Source organism: Shewanella subflava (assembly GCF_025971955.1).
Taxonomy (GTDB): Bacteria; Pseudomonadota; Gammaproteobacteria; order Enterobacterales; family Shewanellaceae; genus Shewanella; species Shewanella subflava.
Genome location: NZ_JAPDMX010000020.1, coordinates 59,430 through 76,131, shown reverse-complemented (window position 1 = coordinate 76,131; position 16,702 = coordinate 59,430). Strand labels below are relative to the sequence as shown.

General features: G+C 41.5%; 15 protein-coding genes. 8 read left to right on the top strand and 7 right to left on the bottom strand.

The window, feature by feature from the left end; all coding sequences use genetic code 11:
- Positions 1–52: 52 nt before the first annotated feature.
- From OHT75_RS08485 to OHT75_RS08460, 6 genes are all read left to right on the top strand, one after another.
- Positions 53–2,560: a S9 family peptidase gene (locus tag OHT75_RS08485; protein ID WP_264726053.1), complete on the top strand. Its 2,508-nt coding sequence runs from the start codon at positions 53–55 to the stop codon at positions 2,558–2,560.
- 84 nt (positions 2,561–2,644) lie between these two features.
- A complete protein-coding gene (locus tag OHT75_RS08480) occupies positions 2,645–3,787 on the top strand; it encodes an HDOD domain-containing protein (protein WP_264726052.1) in 1,143 nt (380 codons plus the stop codon).
- A gap of 536 nt (positions 3,788–4,323) precedes the next feature.
- Positions 4,324–5,541 (top strand): aspartate aminotransferase family protein, encoded by a 1,218-nt coding sequence (locus tag OHT75_RS08475; protein WP_264726051.1) that lies wholly within the window; start codon positions 4,324–4,326, stop codon positions 5,539–5,541.
- A 110-nt stretch (positions 5,542–5,651) separates the two neighbouring features.
- Positions 5,652–6,671: an arginine N-succinyltransferase gene (gene astA / locus OHT75_RS08470; protein WP_264726050.1), complete on the top strand. Its 1,020-nt coding sequence runs from the start codon at positions 5,652–5,654 to the stop codon at positions 6,669–6,671.
- A 9-nt stretch (positions 6,672–6,680) separates the two neighbouring features.
- Complete coding sequence (gene astD, locus OHT75_RS08465; protein WP_264726049.1) at positions 6,681–8,141, top strand: succinylglutamate-semialdehyde dehydrogenase; 1,461 nt, start codon at positions 6,681–6,683, stop codon at positions 8,139–8,141.
- A gap of 145 nt (positions 8,142–8,286) precedes the next feature.
- Complete coding sequence (locus tag OHT75_RS08460) at positions 8,287–9,087, top strand: DUF1338 domain-containing protein (RefSeq protein ID WP_264726048.1); 801 nt, start codon at positions 8,287–8,289, stop codon at positions 9,085–9,087.
- 280 nt (positions 9,088–9,367) lie between these two features.
- On the opposite strand, the gene OHT75_RS08455 is transcribed toward OHT75_RS08460, so the two are convergent.
- The 4 genes from OHT75_RS08455 to crp all read right to left on the bottom strand — a co-directional run bounded on the left by OHT75_RS08455 (position 9,368) and on the right by crp (position 12,440).
- Positions 9,368–10,717 (bottom strand): ATP-binding protein, encoded by a 1,350-nt coding sequence (locus OHT75_RS08455; protein WP_264726047.1) that lies wholly within the window; start codon positions 10,715–10,717, stop codon positions 9,368–9,370.
- Positions 10,714–11,391, bottom strand: a complete 678-nt coding sequence (locus OHT75_RS08450; RefSeq protein ID WP_264726046.1) for a response regulator — start codon at positions 11,389–11,391, stop codon at positions 10,714–10,716. Before OHT75_RS08450 ends, OHT75_RS08455 begins: the two co-directional genes overlap by 4 nt.
- The gene (locus tag OHT75_RS08445; RefSeq protein ID WP_264726045.1) at positions 11,372–11,719 is read right to left on the bottom strand and encodes a PepSY domain-containing protein; all 348 of its coding nucleotides are present in this window, start codon (positions 11,717–11,719) and stop codon (positions 11,372–11,374) included. The genes OHT75_RS08450 and OHT75_RS08445 overlap by 20 nt, the downstream gene beginning before the upstream one ends.
- An 85-nt stretch (positions 11,720–11,804) precedes the next feature.
- Positions 11,805–12,440, bottom strand: coding sequence for a cAMP-activated global transcriptional regulator CRP (gene crp / locus OHT75_RS08440; RefSeq protein WP_188840258.1), 636 nt, complete (start codon positions 12,438–12,440; stop codon positions 11,805–11,807).
- A 437-nt stretch (positions 12,441–12,877) separates the two neighbouring features.
- Here crp and OHT75_RS08435 point away from each other — a divergent pair, with 437 nt between their 5' ends.
- A complete protein-coding gene (locus OHT75_RS08435) occupies positions 12,878–13,567 on the top strand; it encodes a tetratricopeptide repeat protein (RefSeq protein ID WP_264726074.1) in 690 nt (229 codons plus the stop codon).
- Between the two features lie 242 nt (positions 13,568–13,809).
- Here the strand turns inward: OHT75_RS08435 and OHT75_RS08430 are convergent, their stop codons facing one another.
- The 3 genes from OHT75_RS08430 to OHT75_RS08420 form a co-directional block, all read right to left on the bottom strand.
- Positions 13,810–14,694, bottom strand: coding sequence for a phosphoribulokinase (locus OHT75_RS08430; protein WP_264726044.1), 885 nt, complete (start codon positions 14,692–14,694; stop codon positions 13,810–13,812).
- A gap of 123 nt (positions 14,695–14,817) precedes the next feature.
- Positions 14,818–15,060, bottom strand: coding sequence for a YheU family protein (locus OHT75_RS08425; protein ID WP_264726043.1), 243 nt, complete (start codon positions 15,058–15,060; stop codon positions 14,818–14,820).
- On the bottom strand, positions 15,057–16,052 hold the full coding sequence (locus OHT75_RS08420; protein WP_264726073.1) for a hydrolase: 996 nt from the start codon (positions 16,050–16,052) through the stop codon (positions 15,057–15,059). The genes OHT75_RS08425 and OHT75_RS08420 overlap by 4 nt, the downstream gene beginning before the upstream one ends.
- Positions 16,053–16,162: 110 nt before the next feature.
- Here OHT75_RS08420 and OHT75_RS08415 point away from each other — a divergent pair, with 110 nt between their 5' ends.
- Entirely contained in the window at positions 16,163–16,669 is a 507-nt protein-coding gene (locus OHT75_RS08415) for a TAT leader-containing periplasmic protein (RefSeq protein WP_264726042.1), read from the top strand.
- Positions 16,670–16,702: the final 33 nt, after the last annotated feature.

Genomic DNA, 16,702 nt, shown 5'->3' with positions numbered 1-16,702 from the left:
TTGTGCTATAAAGTACCCCTAAAATAATAACATCTTCATTATAGGGATAATTATGTCTGGTTTTGCGATAACTTCGCCTTTCATTCGTCGTTTTGCTTTTAGTGCCTTGACACTTGCTCTTGTTAGCGGCTGTAGTGCTACAGCACAAGCCCCTGCTCAAACCAACAGCCTGAGCAATAACGTATCCGTTCAAGTCCCCTTAGCACAGCCTCCAAAAGCAAAGCAGCCATTAACGTTAAACCAAATCATGGCTAACCCTGATTGGATGGGCATATTTGCCCAAGGCGCTTATTGGTCTGACGATAGCCAGTCGGTATATTTTAAACGCCAAGCTCATCAAGCACCTGTAGCAGATTATTATCGACAAGGTGTTGATCAAATTTCGGCCAGTAAACTTAATTTAGATCAATTGCACTTAGCCGATCAAAAAAACGCGGTGCTGAATTTAGCTGGCACGAAAAAAGCTTATTTGTACCAAGGCAATCTGTTTGTTAAAGATTTAGTTGATGGTGAAATTAACCAAATCACCAAACAGAATGTGGCCATCAGTGGTGTGCGTTTTTTGTCTAATGGTGATTTAGCTTATTGGCAGGGAAACAACATTTTCCGTTTACATCAATCTTCAGGCTTGATTGAACAGATTGCCAATATCCAAATGGCAAATGAGCCTAAATCAATTCAAGATCCAAGCTCTTATATTGCAAAGCAGCAACATCGTTTAATCGAGTATGTCGCCCTTCAGCATAATAACGCCAAAGCCCAGCAGCAATATCAACAGCAGTTAGCTGAGGTTGATCCTAGCTTTGCAGCTAAGACCTGGTATTTAGGTGATACTGAAGTGGTATCCGATATGAGTTTGTCTGCAGATGGACGCTATGCCTTACTGGCATTAACGGATAAAAATTATACCTGGCGTGCTGAACACGACATTATGCCAAACTATCTTGGGCAAGATGGTTATGTTGATGCTGTGCCAGCAAGAGCGCGAGTGGCTGAGGATAAGTTTCCTGGCCAGCGTTTAGTGCTGCTGGATTTAACTGAACATGTAAAAAAAGACATCACCATTGAGGGCCTAACTGGCTTTGATGAAGATGTGCTTGCTGATGTAAAACAAGAAAATGCGGCAGCCAAAGGTGAGACATATGAAAGTAAAAAATCACCCCGTTTAATTCAATTAATGCAGGATTGGGAGTGGAGCCAAAGTGCAATTCAATGGCATCCGACTGAAAATAAACTCCTGGTGATGATTGAAGCCGTAGATAACAAAGATCGCTGGATAGCGTCAGTTAATCTCGACAAAGGTACCTTAACGACAGAGCATCGTTTACATGACGATGCATGGGTTAACTATAATTTTAATCAATATGGTTGGTTGCCAAACTCTGATAGCTTTTATTTTTTATCTGAAGAGACAGGTTATTCACACTTATATGTAAAAGAAGTCGGCCAAAAAGCACGGGCACTAACTCAAGGTAAGTTTGTGGTGGATGATGTGACATTATCACCCGATGCTAAGCACCTTGTGTATCGTGCCAATGCCGACCATCCAGGTAGCTATAACGTATATCGCGTCGAAATTGCATCAGGGAAAATTGACCAACTGACAAATTGGTTTGGTACTTTATCGTATGTACTAAGCCCTGATGGACAATCTTTATTGCTTGATGCCTCGTCACTGATTAAACCTAATGAATTGTATATTCAGCCAATTGGTGGAAAACTCTCTCAATTAACTGATTTCACCAGTGATGCGTTCAAAGAATATGCATGGCAGGCTCCTAAAGTTGTCGCTGTGCCATCTAACCATGGTGCTGGCGAAGTTTACGCCAGAGTGTATTTACCCGAGGGCTTCGAAGCACAAGGCGCTGATAAATACCCTGCAGTGATTTTTAACCATGGTGCGGGTTACCTGCAAAATGCCCATTACGGTTTTTCAGGTTACTTCCGTGAGTTTATGTTCCACAACCTGTTAGCACAGCAGGGCTACGTGGTGATGGACATGGATTTTCGTGGTTCTAAAGGTTATGGGCGCGATTGGCGAACAGCCGTTTACCGTAATATGGGCACCCCTGAAGTAGAAGACCTAAAAGATGGTGTGTCTTGGATGGCAAATAACGCCAATGTTGATAGCGCTAAAGTCGGTACTTATGGCGGTTCTTACGGTGGCTTTTTAACCTTTATGGCACTATTCAATGAACCCGATTTATTCCAGGCTGGAGCAGCGTTGCGTCCTGTTACCGATTGGGCTCATTATAATGCGCCGTACACCTCTAATATCCTTAATACACCGGATATCGACCCCATTGCCTATGAGCGGAGTTCACCGATTGAACATGCTGATGGATTACAAAAACCGTTATTAATCATGACAGGTGTTTTGGATGATAACGTTTTCTTCCAAGATAGTGTGCGTTTGGTGCAACGTTTAATCGAACTGGAAAAGCCGATGTTTGAAACAGCAATTTATCCAGTAGAGCCGCACGGATTCAAACAGCCTTCAAGCTGGTTAGATGAATATCGTCGAATTTATAAGCTATTTGAGCAAGAGTTAAAAAAATAAATCTTTGTTAGATCAATTAAGGCTTCCTTTAGGAGGCCTTAATTTTTATTATGTTTACCATTATTACAGATAAGGTTTAATTGTGTGGCAGTATCGATAGCAGGTGGGGTTCGTCCAGGTAAGTTGATTGAAATTGAGCGACGTTTATATCAACATCTTATTGTCGGTAAGCACAAGGCTACTGCGATGGAAGATGATATCAACGATACACTGGAAGCGGATGCCAATAAACTTGATATTGAACGTCAAGCCATCAAACTAAGGTTAGATAAACAGGCTAAAGCACAGGCTATTTTTAAGGCTATTTCTAATCAATTAACCGAAACTGTCAATAACAGTATTGAGCATAAATTGGCTTCACCGGATCTGTTATTAACCCATTCAGGTGTTCAAGAAGGGCAGATTTTACTGCTGGATCTACTGCTTGAGAAAGATCCTAACTTTGGTCGGTTAAGACCGATTATTTCAAGTATATCTTGGCTGTCTCGCGATTTGATTACGCTGATTAATAGCCCTGCTTCTAGGCATCGACGCCCTAAGACTTCAGATGTGCAAGTGACTGATATTAAATTGATACTCAATTATATTGGCCTTGAAAATTTACGTTTATTAATTCCGTATTTTTGTATTCGCCATTGGCTACCAAGCGGTCACGCAAATTTGCTTTGGACCACGCGTAAGTTATGGCGCTATAGCATGATTACCGCAATAGCAGCCCAAGCCTTGGCGCAATTACATAACCGTCCAACCCACGTTAGTTATACCTGTGCTTTGCTGTACCAGTTAGGCACTTCAGTCATTCTTAGTAGCAGCGCTAAAGTGTTTGAAAAACATTGGGGGACATGGTTACGCGAAGCCAGTCAAAGCCGCGATAAAGAGGTGTATGATGCGGTTATGGCTACAGAGTTTCCTGCAGAGCAAATTTTTAATCATGTGATGCAGCATGGACATCATTTGAATTGGCAATTACTCGAACAGCTTGAATTTAGCGACAGTGTGATCACCAAAGTGTTAAAAGAGTTAGATCAAGATTATCATTTTAGCGATTTATCGATTGATGCAGCCATTGTTGCCAAAGCCAGTTGTTTTGCCAAAATTATATTATTAGAAGAGCACCAGCTGCTTGAGCCTCAAGAGCGAAAAGTATTATTGGATTATTATGAGTTCACGCCACAAGAAGTGATTCGACTTAAAGCACAGAACTATCGAAAACTCGATTTAACCTAACCTCAATTTGGTCAATATTCAGCAATTTAAGTGGGTAAACCCAGATAAACTAGCCCGTTATTACTTATACTGGGCTTATTTCTCCATGCCCTTTAGCTCAGCCAATTGGGTAATAAAAAAGTGTCATTGTGGTGAGTGATATTTGCCTTTTTATTGCTTTATTTTGATTCAGCTGAACTCAAGATACACTAGAGTAGGCAGATTATACGACACTGCATATAACGATGTTAATTTTGTGTAATTATTCATTTTTGATGAATTGCTATCTATTTGGCAACCAAATAACTTTTTTTATGACTATTTATGCTCTATAGCCCCAGTTAAAGCGCTTTAATTAGCCCTTTTTATCAATCTTTATTCAGTTTTACAGAAGCCTTAACAGAAGTTAATTGGCGATTACTGGTATTTTGATCACATTTTCGCTAATAATGGTTAATAAGTTATACAAGCATTCGTCGTTACCCGATTAAATAACAATGAAAACGATGATATTTAGCGGCTTTGCAGCCGTTTACAAAAACAAAGGATGAAATTGAATGACTGTTGAAATGAATCTTAACCGTGCCCAGTTTGATGAAGTAATGGTGCCTAATTATGCGCCTGCAGCGGTAATTCCTGTTAAAGGCGAGGGTAGCCGTGTTTGGGATCAAGAAGGTAACGAGTTTATCGATTTTGCCGGTGGCATTGCGGTTAACTGTTTAGGACATTGTCATCCTGCATTAGTGTCAGCATTGAAAGAGCAAGGTGAAAAGCTTTGGCATCTTTCGAACGTGATGACTAACGAGCCAGCACTTGCCTTAGCAACTAAATTAGTTAACGCGACTTTCGCTGAGCGGGTTTATTTTGCCAACTCTGGTGCAGAAGCAAATGAAGCGGCTTTAAAGCTTGCTCGTCGTTACGCTTTGGATAACCATGGTGCTCAAAAAGATCAAATCATTGCATTTGATAAAGCTTTTCATGGTCGTACATTTTTTACTGTTACCGTTGGCGGTCAAACGGCTTATTCTGATGGTTTTGGCCCTAAGCCACAAAGTATCACTCATGTGCCATTTAACGATATCGCAGCATTAGAAGCCGTGGTTTCTGACAAGACATGTGCCATCATGCTTGAGCCTTTGCAAGGCGAAGGCGGGATCATCAATGGCGATCCGGAATTTTTAAAAGCCGTTCGCGCCCTTGCAGATAAGCACGATGCATTGGTTATCTTTGATGAAGTTCAAACGGGTGTGGGTCGTACTGGCGAGTTATTTGCTTATATGGGTACTGACATTGTGCCAGATATTTTAACCAGTGCTAAAGCGTTAGGCGGTGGATTCCCAATCGCAGCAATGTTAACCACGGCGAAAATTGCCGCGCATCTTAAAATTGGTACTCATGGTTCAACATACGGTGGTAACCCATTAGCTTGTGCTATCGGTAATGCGGTAATGGATGTGGTAAATACCAAAGAAGTATTAGAGGGTGTTAAGCATCGTGAACAATTATTCCGCGATGGTCTTGCTGCTATTAATGCTAAATATCATGTCTTTAGCGAAGTGCGCGGAAAAGGCTTGTTATTAGGTGCGGTACTTAATGAAAAGTATGAAGGCCGCAGCCGTGATTTCTTAGTTGCATCGGTAGCTGAAGGCTTAATGAGCCTGATTGCTGGTGCCAATGTGGTACGTTTTGCTCCTTCATTAGTGATCCCAGAAGCTGACATCGCTGAAGGTTTAGCGCGTTTTGAACGTGCTGTAGCCAAAGTAGTTGCAGGTTAATACATAAAGAGCGCATTGACTTGCGCTCTTTTTGTTTGGGTCAGTGTTAGATATAGGCGTTTTCCACGTGTGTTAACGCCTTCGTTGTCTGACACCATGAGGAGATTTAGATGTTAATCATACGTCCGATCTGTGCCAGTGATTATGAAGCGCTTTACGGCATTGCTGTCGAGTCTGGCCATGGATTCACTTCTTTACCAGTAAATGAAGATTTGCTGCGTTCAAAGATTGCGAGGGCTGAAGCATCTTTTACTAAGGACGTTAAAAAGCCATTCGATGAAGGCTATTTAATGGTCCTTGAAGATACCACCACAAAAGAAGTGGTTGGCACTTGTGGCATTGAGGCTGCAGTGGGGATGGAAGACGCGTTCTATCATTACCGCTTAGGGACTGAAGTTTATCACTCAAAGCAAATTGCCGTTCGCAATGAAGTGGAAACACTTACGCTTTGCCATGATTACACTGGCGCAGCAGAGCTATGTACTTTATTTTTAAAAGACGCTTACCGTAAGGGAAATAACGGGCGCATGTTATCCCGTTCTCGTTTTTTGTTGCTTGCTCAACATCCACATCGTTTCGGCGAAACGGTCATTGCTGAAATGCGTGGTGTAAGTGATGAAAAAGGCGACTCTCCTTTTTATGAGTGGTTACAAAAACATTTTCTTGGGATTGATTTTGTTGAAGCCGATTACCTGTCAGGCTTAGGTAAGAAAGCGTTTATGGCAGAAATGATGCCTCGCAGTCCTGTTTATGTGTGCATGCTACCTAAAAAAGCACAAAAAGTGATTGGCGAAGTCCACAGTAATACCAAACCTGCATTGCGTCTATTGCAAGCGGAAGGCTTCAAGTTTAGAAACTATGTCGATATTTTTGACGGTGGTCCAACGGTTGAATGTAGTTTAACAGATATCAAATCTGTTAAACGCAGCCGTTTATTGACCGTTGAAATTGGCAATATGCCTCGTACCGACACCTCATTTATTATTTCAAATACCAAGCTAGCAGATTATCGCGCAACCGCGGCAAAGCTTAGTGTATCTGATGAACATGATAACGTTGTCCTATCACCAGAACTTGCCCAGGGCTTGATGGTTGAAAATGGGCAGCAAATTCGTGTGCTTTCATTGTAGGAGAATACGATGACTCAATTTATTAATGGTCAATGGCTTGCTGGCGAAGGTCATGATGTTCAATCAACTAACCCAGCAAACAGCGAAGTAATTTGGCAGGGTAAAACGGCTACAGCTGCGCAAGTAGATAGCGCTGTATTAGCGGCGCGTGCAGCTCAATTTGATTGGTTTATGCTTGGCTATGAAGGTCGTTTAGCGATTGTGGAAGCGTATCGTGATCAATTAGAGGCTCACAAAGCTGAAATCGCTGAAACGATTGCTCAAGAAACCGGAAAACCACAATGGGAAACCGCGACAGAGGCGGGTGCCATGATAGGCAAAATTGGTTTGTCAGCTAAAGCACATGATAAACGTACTGGTACTGAAACCAATGATTTACCCGCCGGACGTGCAGTATTACGCCATAAGCCGCATGGTGTAGTTGCGGTCTTTGGTCCGTATAATTTCCCTGGGCATTTACCTAATGGTCATATCGTGCCGGCCTTATTAGCGGGTAACACCGTAGTATTCAAGCCGTCAGAGTTAACCCCTAAAGTGGCTGAACTGATGCTAAAGTGTTGGGAAAAAGCAGGATTACCAGCGGGCATTATTAACTTGGTACAAGGTGAAGTTGAAACCGGTAAAGCGCTGGCTTCGCATCCACAAATTGATGGATTGTTCTTTACGGGTAGCTCGCGCACAGGGCATATATTACATCAGCAATATGCGGGGCATCCGGGCAAGATTTTGGCTTTAGAAATGGGTGGTAATAATCCTTTAATTGTTAAAGGTGTTAGTGATACCAAAGCGGCTGTTCACGATATTATTCAATCGGCTTATATTTCATCTGGCCAACGTTGTACTTGTGCGCGTCGTTTGTATGTTGAACATGGCGCCGAAGGCGATGAATTGATTGCCCAATTAGTGGCCGCTGTCAAACAAATCAAAGTGGGTGCATGGAATAGTCAGCCGCAACCGTTTATGGGGTCGATGATCTCAGAAACCGCAGCACGCGGAATGGTTGCAGCCCAAGCTACATTACAGTCGTTAGGCGGTGTATCGTTAATTGAGCTTCAGCAAGTTGCAGTCGGCACAGGCATAGTGTCGCCAGGACTGATTGATGTGACAGCAATTGAGAAATTACCCGATGATGAATATTTCGGGCCGTTACTGCAATTGGTTCGCTACAGTGATTTTGATGAAGCTATCCGTTTGGCTAACGATACCCGTTATGGCTTATCAGCAGGTTTATTGGCTGATAGTCGTGAAGATTATGACTACTTCTTAGCTCGTATCCGTGCAGGTATTGTTAACTGGAATAAGCAAATTACTGGCGCATCTGGTGCGGCACCTTTTGGTGGTGTTGGCGCTTCGGGTAATCACAGAGCAAGTGCATTTTATGCTGCTGATTACTGTGCTTATCCTGTTGCTTCAATGGAAGCTGACAGTGTGAGCTTACCCGAAAGCTTAAGCCCTGGTTTATCGATTTAACTGCACTTCCCCTGATTGTTAGGGGAAATGCTCATGCGCGTTAAGTTCGCCCTTAAAAGTGAGTCCTTAACGCGTTTTAAAATTTGAAACATCAGATTACGATTACCCGAATTCAATTTTAATCTGTTTTTAGAAGGATTTAACTATGCATACTGACGTGAATACGTTGTTTGCAGCTATGTGGCAAGACTATATAAAAATGACCCCATCTGCTGCAAAAATTCATCAATTACTCGGTAAAGGTGCACCGATCATCAATGATCACATTGCACTTCGTACTTTTAACATCGCTAAAGTCAATTTAAGTGTACTCGCTAAACATTTTACCTCTATTGGGTATGTCGACTGCGGTGACTATAAGTTTGAGCAGAAAAAGCTCGTGGCGAAACATTTTGAACATCCAGACCCAACTCAGCCTAAAGTGTTTATTTCTGAATTATTAGTTGAAGAATTCAGTCCTGAATTACAACAGACTATTAACGGTTTTATTGATCAGGTTGATGAGTCTGCTTTAGTTGCAGATAACTTTATTTATTCAGGTCGTCACTGGCAATTAGACAAAGCCACATATCAGGCGTTATTGGCTGAAAGTGAATATGCGGCATGGGTTGCTGCAATTGGCTATCGGGCTAACCACTTTACGGTATCGATAAATGATCTGCCAGATTTCGAGCGTATAGAAGATGTCAATCAGGCATTGAAAGATGCCGGATTTGTGCTTAATTCGTCAGGTGGTGAGATTAAAGGGACCCCTGAGGTGTTATTAGAGCAATCTTCAACCATGGCTGATAAAGTCGTTGTGAGCTTTACCGATGGCGACGCAGAGATCCCAAGTTGTTTCTATGAATTTGCCCGTCGTTACCCGATGGAAAATGGCAAGCTTTACACAGGGTTTGTGGCTGCATCAGCGGACAAGATTTTTGAAAGCACTAATGTCATGATGTAAGCCATGCCAGCGTAAAGGATCATTTTTACGCTACATGTTCAACTTAAAGCCTCATTCTTGCGATTTTATGCTGATGAGGCTTTTTTTCAGCCCTAAACCACATAGCTTATTAACTCAAGTGATACCAGCGGTTTGCTAATGGTGCGTTACAAGCTTCTAAATCAGGGATGATTTAGTAAAGCCTATAGGGATTTATTTACGGCGTTTTGTTAATGTATGGTAGGAAAACTCCCTTTTAGGAAGTGATCTCAAAGCCACCTTTTTCAGAAGTATAGCTGGGCTAAATAGTCGATTTAGTTTGTGGAATAATAACAGTTACCGCCAGACCTGATAACAGTTCACTGGCGCTAAACTGCAATGTAAATCCATATTGGTCACAGATTTCTTTCACAATAGATAATCCCAATCCATGGCCCATTACGTCTTCATCTAAACGTGTTCCTCGGGCGGTGAGGATAGCTAACTGATCCTGTTGGACACCTGGGCCGTCATCCTCAACCGTGATCATAATGGCATGACCATGTTGCTTCTTAAGCGATATTTGTACGTTTGAACCTGCCCATTTGAATGCATTATCAAGCAGGTTGCCAAATAGCTCCATGCCATCTTCTCTGTGAATAGGAATACGCGACAATTGCTGGGGATTATGCAGTTCACCGGCTATGGTTTTATGGCGATAAACCTTATTCAGGGTATTGATTAAGCTGGTAAAGTCTTTACTTACTGCCATCTGCGCTGCTGGAAGCATGTCACCTGTGACCCTTGCTGCAGCGAGTTTGCGTTCAATCATTTTTCTGATTTGATCTAACTGCTGCTGCATGGCTATCGCGGCGTCAGGATCGGTTAACCCAAGCGCTTCAACCTGCTGCTGCATAATCGCTAGTGGGGTTTTTAAACCATGGCTTAAGTTACCTAGATTATTCCGACTGCGTTCTATTTGCTTTGCGGTGTAGTCGAGTAACTGATTATAGGTTTCAGCGAGCGGTTGAATTTCTGAGGGGATCTGCTGAGTATCAAGGGCACTGATTTCGCCTTGTCTTAATCTTGCTAATGATTGTTGAATTTTTTTTACCGGTTTGAAAGATTGTCGCAATATCACAAAAATGCCGCAAATCATGGCCAGCAACATGCCAATATTAATGGCTAATTTAGTGCCATAGACTTCGCTGAAAACGCGCCTACCGATACTCAAATCCTGTGCTACAGTCAAGGTTGCCGTATTAGGCGTGGCATCTGAGCCAATACCAATAGATAACAGCTGCATATCATTATTTTTAGGCCCCTTAGCTTGCCATACACGTTTTTCTGAATCCGCTAATGGTTCTATTTCAAGTTCTACATCCCACAGCGATCGCGAGCGAATGACTTGATTAGGTAAGTTGAGTTGGTAATAACGCCCTGAATACGCAGGTTTGTAAAAACTGGACAGTTGGCGAGAGTCGATTTCGATTTCTCCATCCTGTAACCGCGTAGCCAGAATGACATGTTCTAAATCTTCTTCTAGACGATTAATGATAGAGTCGTGAAAAGCTTCTCTGAGCATAGATTCAAACAGCATTAAACCTATGATAGTGCTTAAAATAACAAGACCGCTCAGCCAGAGGCTGAGCTTTGAACGAATTGAGATCATTGTTCCACTATGCCGTGGAAAATGTATCCTTGTCCCCGTCGTGTTTCGATGGTGGTTTTACCTAATTTTTTACGCAGATGAGTGACATATACTTCAACAACATTACTTTCTTTTTCATCATCAAATTGATAGAGCTTATCGGTTAGCTGTGTTTTTGAAAGCAGTTTTTTAGGCGACATTAAAAAGATTTTCAGCAACCTAAATTCCATTGCCGTCAATTCAAACTCTTGCTCAGCAACAATCACTTTTTGTTCTGCTTCATCTAAGGTCACACCAGCAAAACTGAGTTGCTTTGATGAACTGTTCGCTCGGCCGTGGGCTCTATTGATCAAGGCTTGAATGCGTGCAAGTAATTCTTGTGCGTGGAATGGTTTACCTAAATAATCATCGGCCCCTGCATTAAAACCTTCTACTTTTTCATGCCATTGCGAGCGAGCTGTGAGCATTATAACGGGTGTTTCTATGCCTTTCTCGCGCCAACTTGTGACTAAATTAAGCCCATTACCGTCAGGCAAACCAATATCAAGAATAATACAGTCGTATTGAGTTTCTTTAATGAGGTAATCGGCTTCAACGGCCTTATCGGTTACATCGGTAACATAACCAGCTTGTTTGAGTTGCTTTTCTAGTTCAGCCACTAAAAGTGGATTGTCTTCAACGAGTAGCAGTTTCATGTTGTGTGCATTCACTAGGTAATTGAGTTAACGAATTGAGAGTACCACTTTTTGCGTCAAATTGCAGATTAACGGTGTGGCCTTGTTTTAATTGTAATTGTAGATCATATCGCCAAGTATTATTGTGTTGGAATAGTTGTGCATCAATTAGCTGTACATCACAATATTGTGCTAACCAATTTAGGCTTTCATCTAGCGAACGAATATGGCCTTGGCTGACCAGTTGTTGCACATGGTCATGATCCACTTCGAATAGTTGTTGGGGATCAACTAAGTGGGTGTTTAATGTGCTAAGACTAAATAAGCCTATAGTGATAAACAAGGACATACTCACTCCAAGACATAAAAAAGTGGTGTTCAGATAAACTGTCACCACTTTAATAATCTTGGCTTAAATCAAGCTGAAGCTTAACTTAACGCGTACCGTAAACCACGATTGTTTTACCGTGCGCTTGAATTAAATTCTGCTCTTCAAGCATCTTTAAGATACGGCCTACTGTTTCACGTGAGCAACCCACAATCTGGCCAATCTCTTGGCGAGTAATTTTGATTTGCATTCCGTCAGGGTGAGTCATTGCATCAGGCTCTTTAGCAAGGTGTAACAATGTCTGCGCGATACGGCCTGCAACATCTAAGAAAGCTAAATCCCCCACTTTTTGGCTGGTGCTTTGTAAGCGGTAAGCCATTTGAGCGGATAGTTTCATCAGAATTTCAGGATTTACCTGAATGAGTTGCTTAAACTTTTTGTAGGAGATTTCAGCAATTTCACAGGCTTGTTTGGCACGAACCCAAGCGGTACGTTCAGCTTGTTCTTCAAACAGACCTAGCTCGCCGATAAAGTCACCTTGATTAAGGTAAGACAGGATCATTTCTTTACCTTCTTCATCTTTAATCAATACGGCAACGGAACCTTTAACGATATAATATAATGTATCAGAATCTTCACCAGCATGAATTAAGGTGCTTTTTGCTGGGTATTTATGAATGTGACAGTGTGACAGAAACCATTCCAATGTTGGATCAGGTTTTGGCTTACCAATCAGAGCCATTGTATATTCCTCGATTGATTAAAAGTAAGTAAGTAATCTCTAATTAAGCATTTTACGCTGTTTAATAAGGTAAAACTTTGATGGAGATCGAATTTAGTAACACGGTATTTTATATTAACTGGCTCAAATTTAGATTTATTTGCTCATATTTGAGCGTTGGGTCAATTAAAATGTCATAGTCTGGTCAAAATCACAATAATTTCCCCTTCGCATTTACTTGATAGAGATTTTTATTATTGATATCAATTAGCATTAATGGATGGTGAATGTTCTATGATAGTTTATTGTATTGCAAGTCTCAGATGGTTTATGTTGGGTATGTTGTTGCTGTCGTTATCGAGGTTTATGTGAAAAAGTTATTTCAAATAGGATTAAGTTGTGCCGTATTGTATGGGGTTATTTTACCTGATGTACAAGCATTTTCACTGCCGCAAACTATGGCCTCACAAACTCAATCTCGAGTCGTTCATATTCAATTAAAGGCGCTTCAAGGTGATGCAGATGCGCAATTTTTACTAGGGCTAATGTACTTGTCGGGACGGTTTGTCGAGTCTAATATTCCTGAAGGATTTATGTGGGTTGAACAGGCCGCTCATCAGCAACATTTAAAAGCTCAGCAAACCATAGCTGATTTAACCTTTGAAGGTAAGTTAGTGCCACGTAATCTGTTAAAAGCCGAGAAATGGTATTTAGCCATGAGCGAGCAGGGTGATAAGTGGGCAAATTTTCGTTTGGGCTTTATTTATGCTGCTGGCGGAGATGGGATAGAGCGCAATTGTGGTAAAGCGTTAATCCAATTTGGTACCGCTGGTGATGCGGTTTCTTTAGGTAATGTGGCATGGATTTTAGCCACTTGTCCTGAATCTGAATATCGTGACGGTTCGAAAGCGGTGAGTTTGTCGCTTAAACTGCTTGAGGCAAATCAAGACGATCCGACAATATTAGATAATTTAGCTGCAGGTTATGCCGAGCTTGGCGATTTTACCCAAGCGGTGACAATTCAGAAAAAAGCGATTGATGCCTTAAAACTTTACCCTGAAGTGGCTAAAAGCGATGAGTTTTTACAGCGATTACAACAGTACGAGAATAATCAAGCCTATCGTGAGGTGATCCCGCTTCTTGATTAATTGGAATTGAAAAGGCATAGGGATAGTTAAGTAAACGCCAACATGCTCAATGTGCTAACAGATAAATATGGGGGAATTAACACATGAGCATATCAGCTATCGTTCTTTCGCCTGAAGTCCCGATAGCAGTAGAATAATATAATTAGCTTAATGCAAACTTAAGTCTTCATTAATCGTTTTACAGCAAAAAATGTTATCTAACATAGCTTAACGATTGTGAACCAGCCATGTTGTGAAGCGGCTTAGTCATCCAGTTTTTCAAGCTCAATTCGTTTATCCATTAAGTTTTTAATCAATGGCGTGAGGATCAACTCCATCGCTAAAGACATTTTGCCTCCAGGAACCACTAACGTGTTTACCCTAGACATAAATGAACCCTGGATCATGCTTAAATAGTATGGAAAATCGACATTGTTCATGCCACGAAAACGAATAACCACAAAACTTTCATCTAAACTTGGGATGTCTTTGGCGCTAAAAGGGTTAGATGTATCTACCGTAGGGACTCGTTGAAAATTAATATGCGTTCGTGAAAATTGCGGCGTCATATGGTTAATATAATCATCCATACTGCGCACGATTGATCCCATGACCTTTTCTCGGCTATGGCCACGATCATTGGTGTCACGAATAATTTTTTGAATCCATTCTAAGTTAACAATCGGTACCATACCAATCAGCAGATCAACATGTTTTGCGACGTCAGCATCATCGGTGACCACGCCACCGTGTAAACCTTCGTAATACAACATATCCGTGTTAGGTGGTAAATCGCGCCATTGGGTAAAAGTCCCTGGCATTTGATTAAAGGGCACAGCTTCATCAAACGTATGCAGATAACTGCGGGTTTTACCTGTGCCGGTTTCACTGTAGCTGGTAAAACATTCTTCAAGTTTAATGAAGTTATTCGCCTCAGGACCAAAATAACTAATATTACGATTTTCAGCTTGAGACTTGCGAATTAACACTTCCATTTCCGCACGGGTAAAATTATGAAAACTGTCCCCTTCAACAAAGGCTGCGTTAATCCCCAATTGGCGAAAAATATGCGTAAAAGCCATTGTCGTTGTTGTTGTTCCGGCGCCAGATGAGCCCGTTACAGCAATAATAGGGTGTTTAGCTGACATTGTTCCTGCCTAGAAATCATAATGATATACATGTTTTACATGGCATATTGTTAATGCGATGTATTCGTTGGACTAACATTTATACGGTAGTTAAGACCTTTTGGTCAATATTAGGCCGAGTTATTATTTTGAATTCACGATGTTTTGTCTGTGTCTAATGGCAATTGATTCATCATCTTCACTGTATTCAACAACCAGTTCGCCTGTTTTTAAGGCCTGTTGACTTTGTTTAATCATGGTGGACAGTTGTTGAGAATTAAATTCACTGAAGCCGCCATCTTCCACCTGCGTTAATAAGTATTCTTTAATTAAATTGTTTAGCGTTTCAGCATCTAATTGTTGCAGGGACTCGTAGGGAATGATCATGGGTTATCACCTTGTAGGGTTTCAGGCTGCTTAGCAAGTAAGAAAGTGAGGACTCGTTTTTCAAGATAATAGCTTGGTTTCCACGGCCAACCGCCATCAATAAATCCAACATGGCCCCCATTATCATGCAGTTCATAACGAATGCTCTGAGATAATTCATCTTGAGTTGGGATAACGGCCTCGGTCATAAAGGGATCATCCTTGGCATGAATGATCAAGGTTGGTTTGCTGATATGTTTTAATAATCCTAGTGCACTTGAACGTGAGTAATAATCTTCAACGCCACTAAATCCATGCAAAGGTGCTGTCACTTTGTCGTCGAATTGATAAAAGGTTTTTAGCTGTTTTAATTCTGCTTTACTGAGCGGCATTTGCGCGGCTAAATCATTATTGTCGAGTTTTGCACTGATCTTTGTTTGTAAACGTGTAATTAAATGAGTTTGGTAGATTTTAGAAAATCCTTTTTCGAGTTTTTTAGCGCAGGCACTCAGAGTTAACGGTGCCGATATCACCACGGCACGATCGAGTAAGCTCTCATCTTGGGTGGTGCCCTGATATTTGGCTAATACATTGCCGCCAAGGCTATAGCCGACAGCAAATAATGGTGAGTCAGGATAATAGGTTTTGAGCTGTTGCAGAGTGAATGCCAGATCGTTGAAATCACCACTGTGATAACTTCGCGCTAGGCGATTGAGTTCACCTGAGCAGCTACGGTGATGATGTACAACAGCACATAATTTTTCTCGCTTAGCTGCAACTAACATTCTACGGGCGTAATGCGACTCTGTGCCCCCTTCTAGTCCGTGGCTAATCACCAAAATGGGTTCACCATTTTGCGCAGTGCCAGACCAGTCTAAATCGATAAAATCGCCGTCATCAAGCTCTTGCCTTTGGCGAAAAACCTCTGGTTTGTCCACTTTGAACAAAAACGGCAAAATAGTTTGTATATGCGGGTTAGCGGCCCACCAAGGTGGTGTAAAAAAGCGTTTTATCGGCATGGGTTATTCTATGAGTGTTTGTGAAAGTTTAAACGTGTGTTTAAATACTATTCATTCCACTTTAACACAGATAAAAATCTCAACAAAAGAATAGGGGTGAACGCATGAAACGTCGTACTTTTTTGACCAGTGCTTTTGCGGGAACTGCTGCGCTTGCGTTAGGGGTTAATTGGTATTCATCTGATTCAATTCAAGTGGGTGAGGATGTGAATTATCGTGTGTTATTCAGTGTGCTGATCCCCGCTTTCTTAGACGGTGCTTTACCTGATATAGCAAGCCAAAGAAAGATAGCCATAGATACCACATTGGACTCCATACAAGCTTCAATATCAGTTTTGCCAGAGGAACAACAAGCAGAACTTAAAGAGTTGCTTACCTTACTTGAAAGCCGACTTGGTTTATTATTTCTCACCGGAAGCATGACACATTTAGTGTTGCGCTCGCCCATTGAATTAGTGGATATGCTTGAGGAGTGGCGTTTTCATTATTTAGATATGGTTCAGACAGCATACCTAGGCTTAAGAGAGCTAATTCTAGCCAGCTATTATTCTAGCCCAGCCCATTGGGGAAAATTAGGTTACGCAAAACCGACTTTTTTGCTTAATGCCTAACCACCGCAATTTGTTCAGTTAAAGGAGTTTCTT

Coding starts and splice junctions, on each gene's coding strand:
- OHT75_RS08485 (WP_264726053.1), top strand. CDS start 53: ATGTCTGGTTTTGCGATAACTTCGCCTTTCATTCGTCGTTTTGCTTTT.
- OHT75_RS08475 (WP_264726051.1), top strand. CDS start 4,324: ATGACTGTTGAAATGAATCTTAACCGTGCCCAGTTTGATGAAGTAATG.
- astA (WP_264726050.1), top strand. CDS start 5,652: ATGTTAATCATACGTCCGATCTGTGCCAGTGATTATGAAGCGCTTTAC.
- astD (WP_264726049.1), top strand. CDS start 6,681: ATGACTCAATTTATTAATGGTCAATGGCTTGCTGGCGAAGGTCATGAT.
- OHT75_RS08460 (WP_264726048.1), top strand. CDS start 8,287: ATGCATACTGACGTGAATACGTTGTTTGCAGCTATGTGGCAAGACTAT.
- OHT75_RS08455 (WP_264726047.1), bottom strand. CDS start 10,717: ATGATCTCAATTCGTTCAAAGCTCAGCCTCTGGCTGAGCGGTCTTGTT.
- OHT75_RS08450 (WP_264726046.1), bottom strand. CDS start 11,391: ATGAAACTGCTACTCGTTGAAGACAATCCACTTTTAGTGGCTGAACTA.
- OHT75_RS08445 (WP_264726045.1), bottom strand. CDS start 11,719: ATGTCCTTGTTTATCACTATAGGCTTATTTAGTCTTAGCACATTAAAC.
- crp (WP_188840258.1), bottom strand. CDS start 12,440: ATGGCTCTGATTGGTAAGCCAAAACCTGATCCAACATTGGAATGGTTT.
- OHT75_RS08435 (WP_264726074.1), top strand. CDS start 12,878: ATGGCCTCACAAACTCAATCTCGAGTCGTTCATATTCAATTAAAGGCG.
- OHT75_RS08430 (WP_264726044.1), bottom strand. CDS start 14,694: ATGTCAGCTAAACACCCTATTATTGCTGTAACGGGCTCATCTGGCGCC.
- OHT75_RS08425 (WP_264726043.1), bottom strand. CDS start 15,060: ATGATCATTCCCTACGAGTCCCTGCAACAATTAGATGCTGAAACGCTA.
- OHT75_RS08415 (WP_264726042.1), top strand. CDS start 16,163: ATGAAACGTCGTACTTTTTTGACCAGTGCTTTTGCGGGAACTGCTGCG.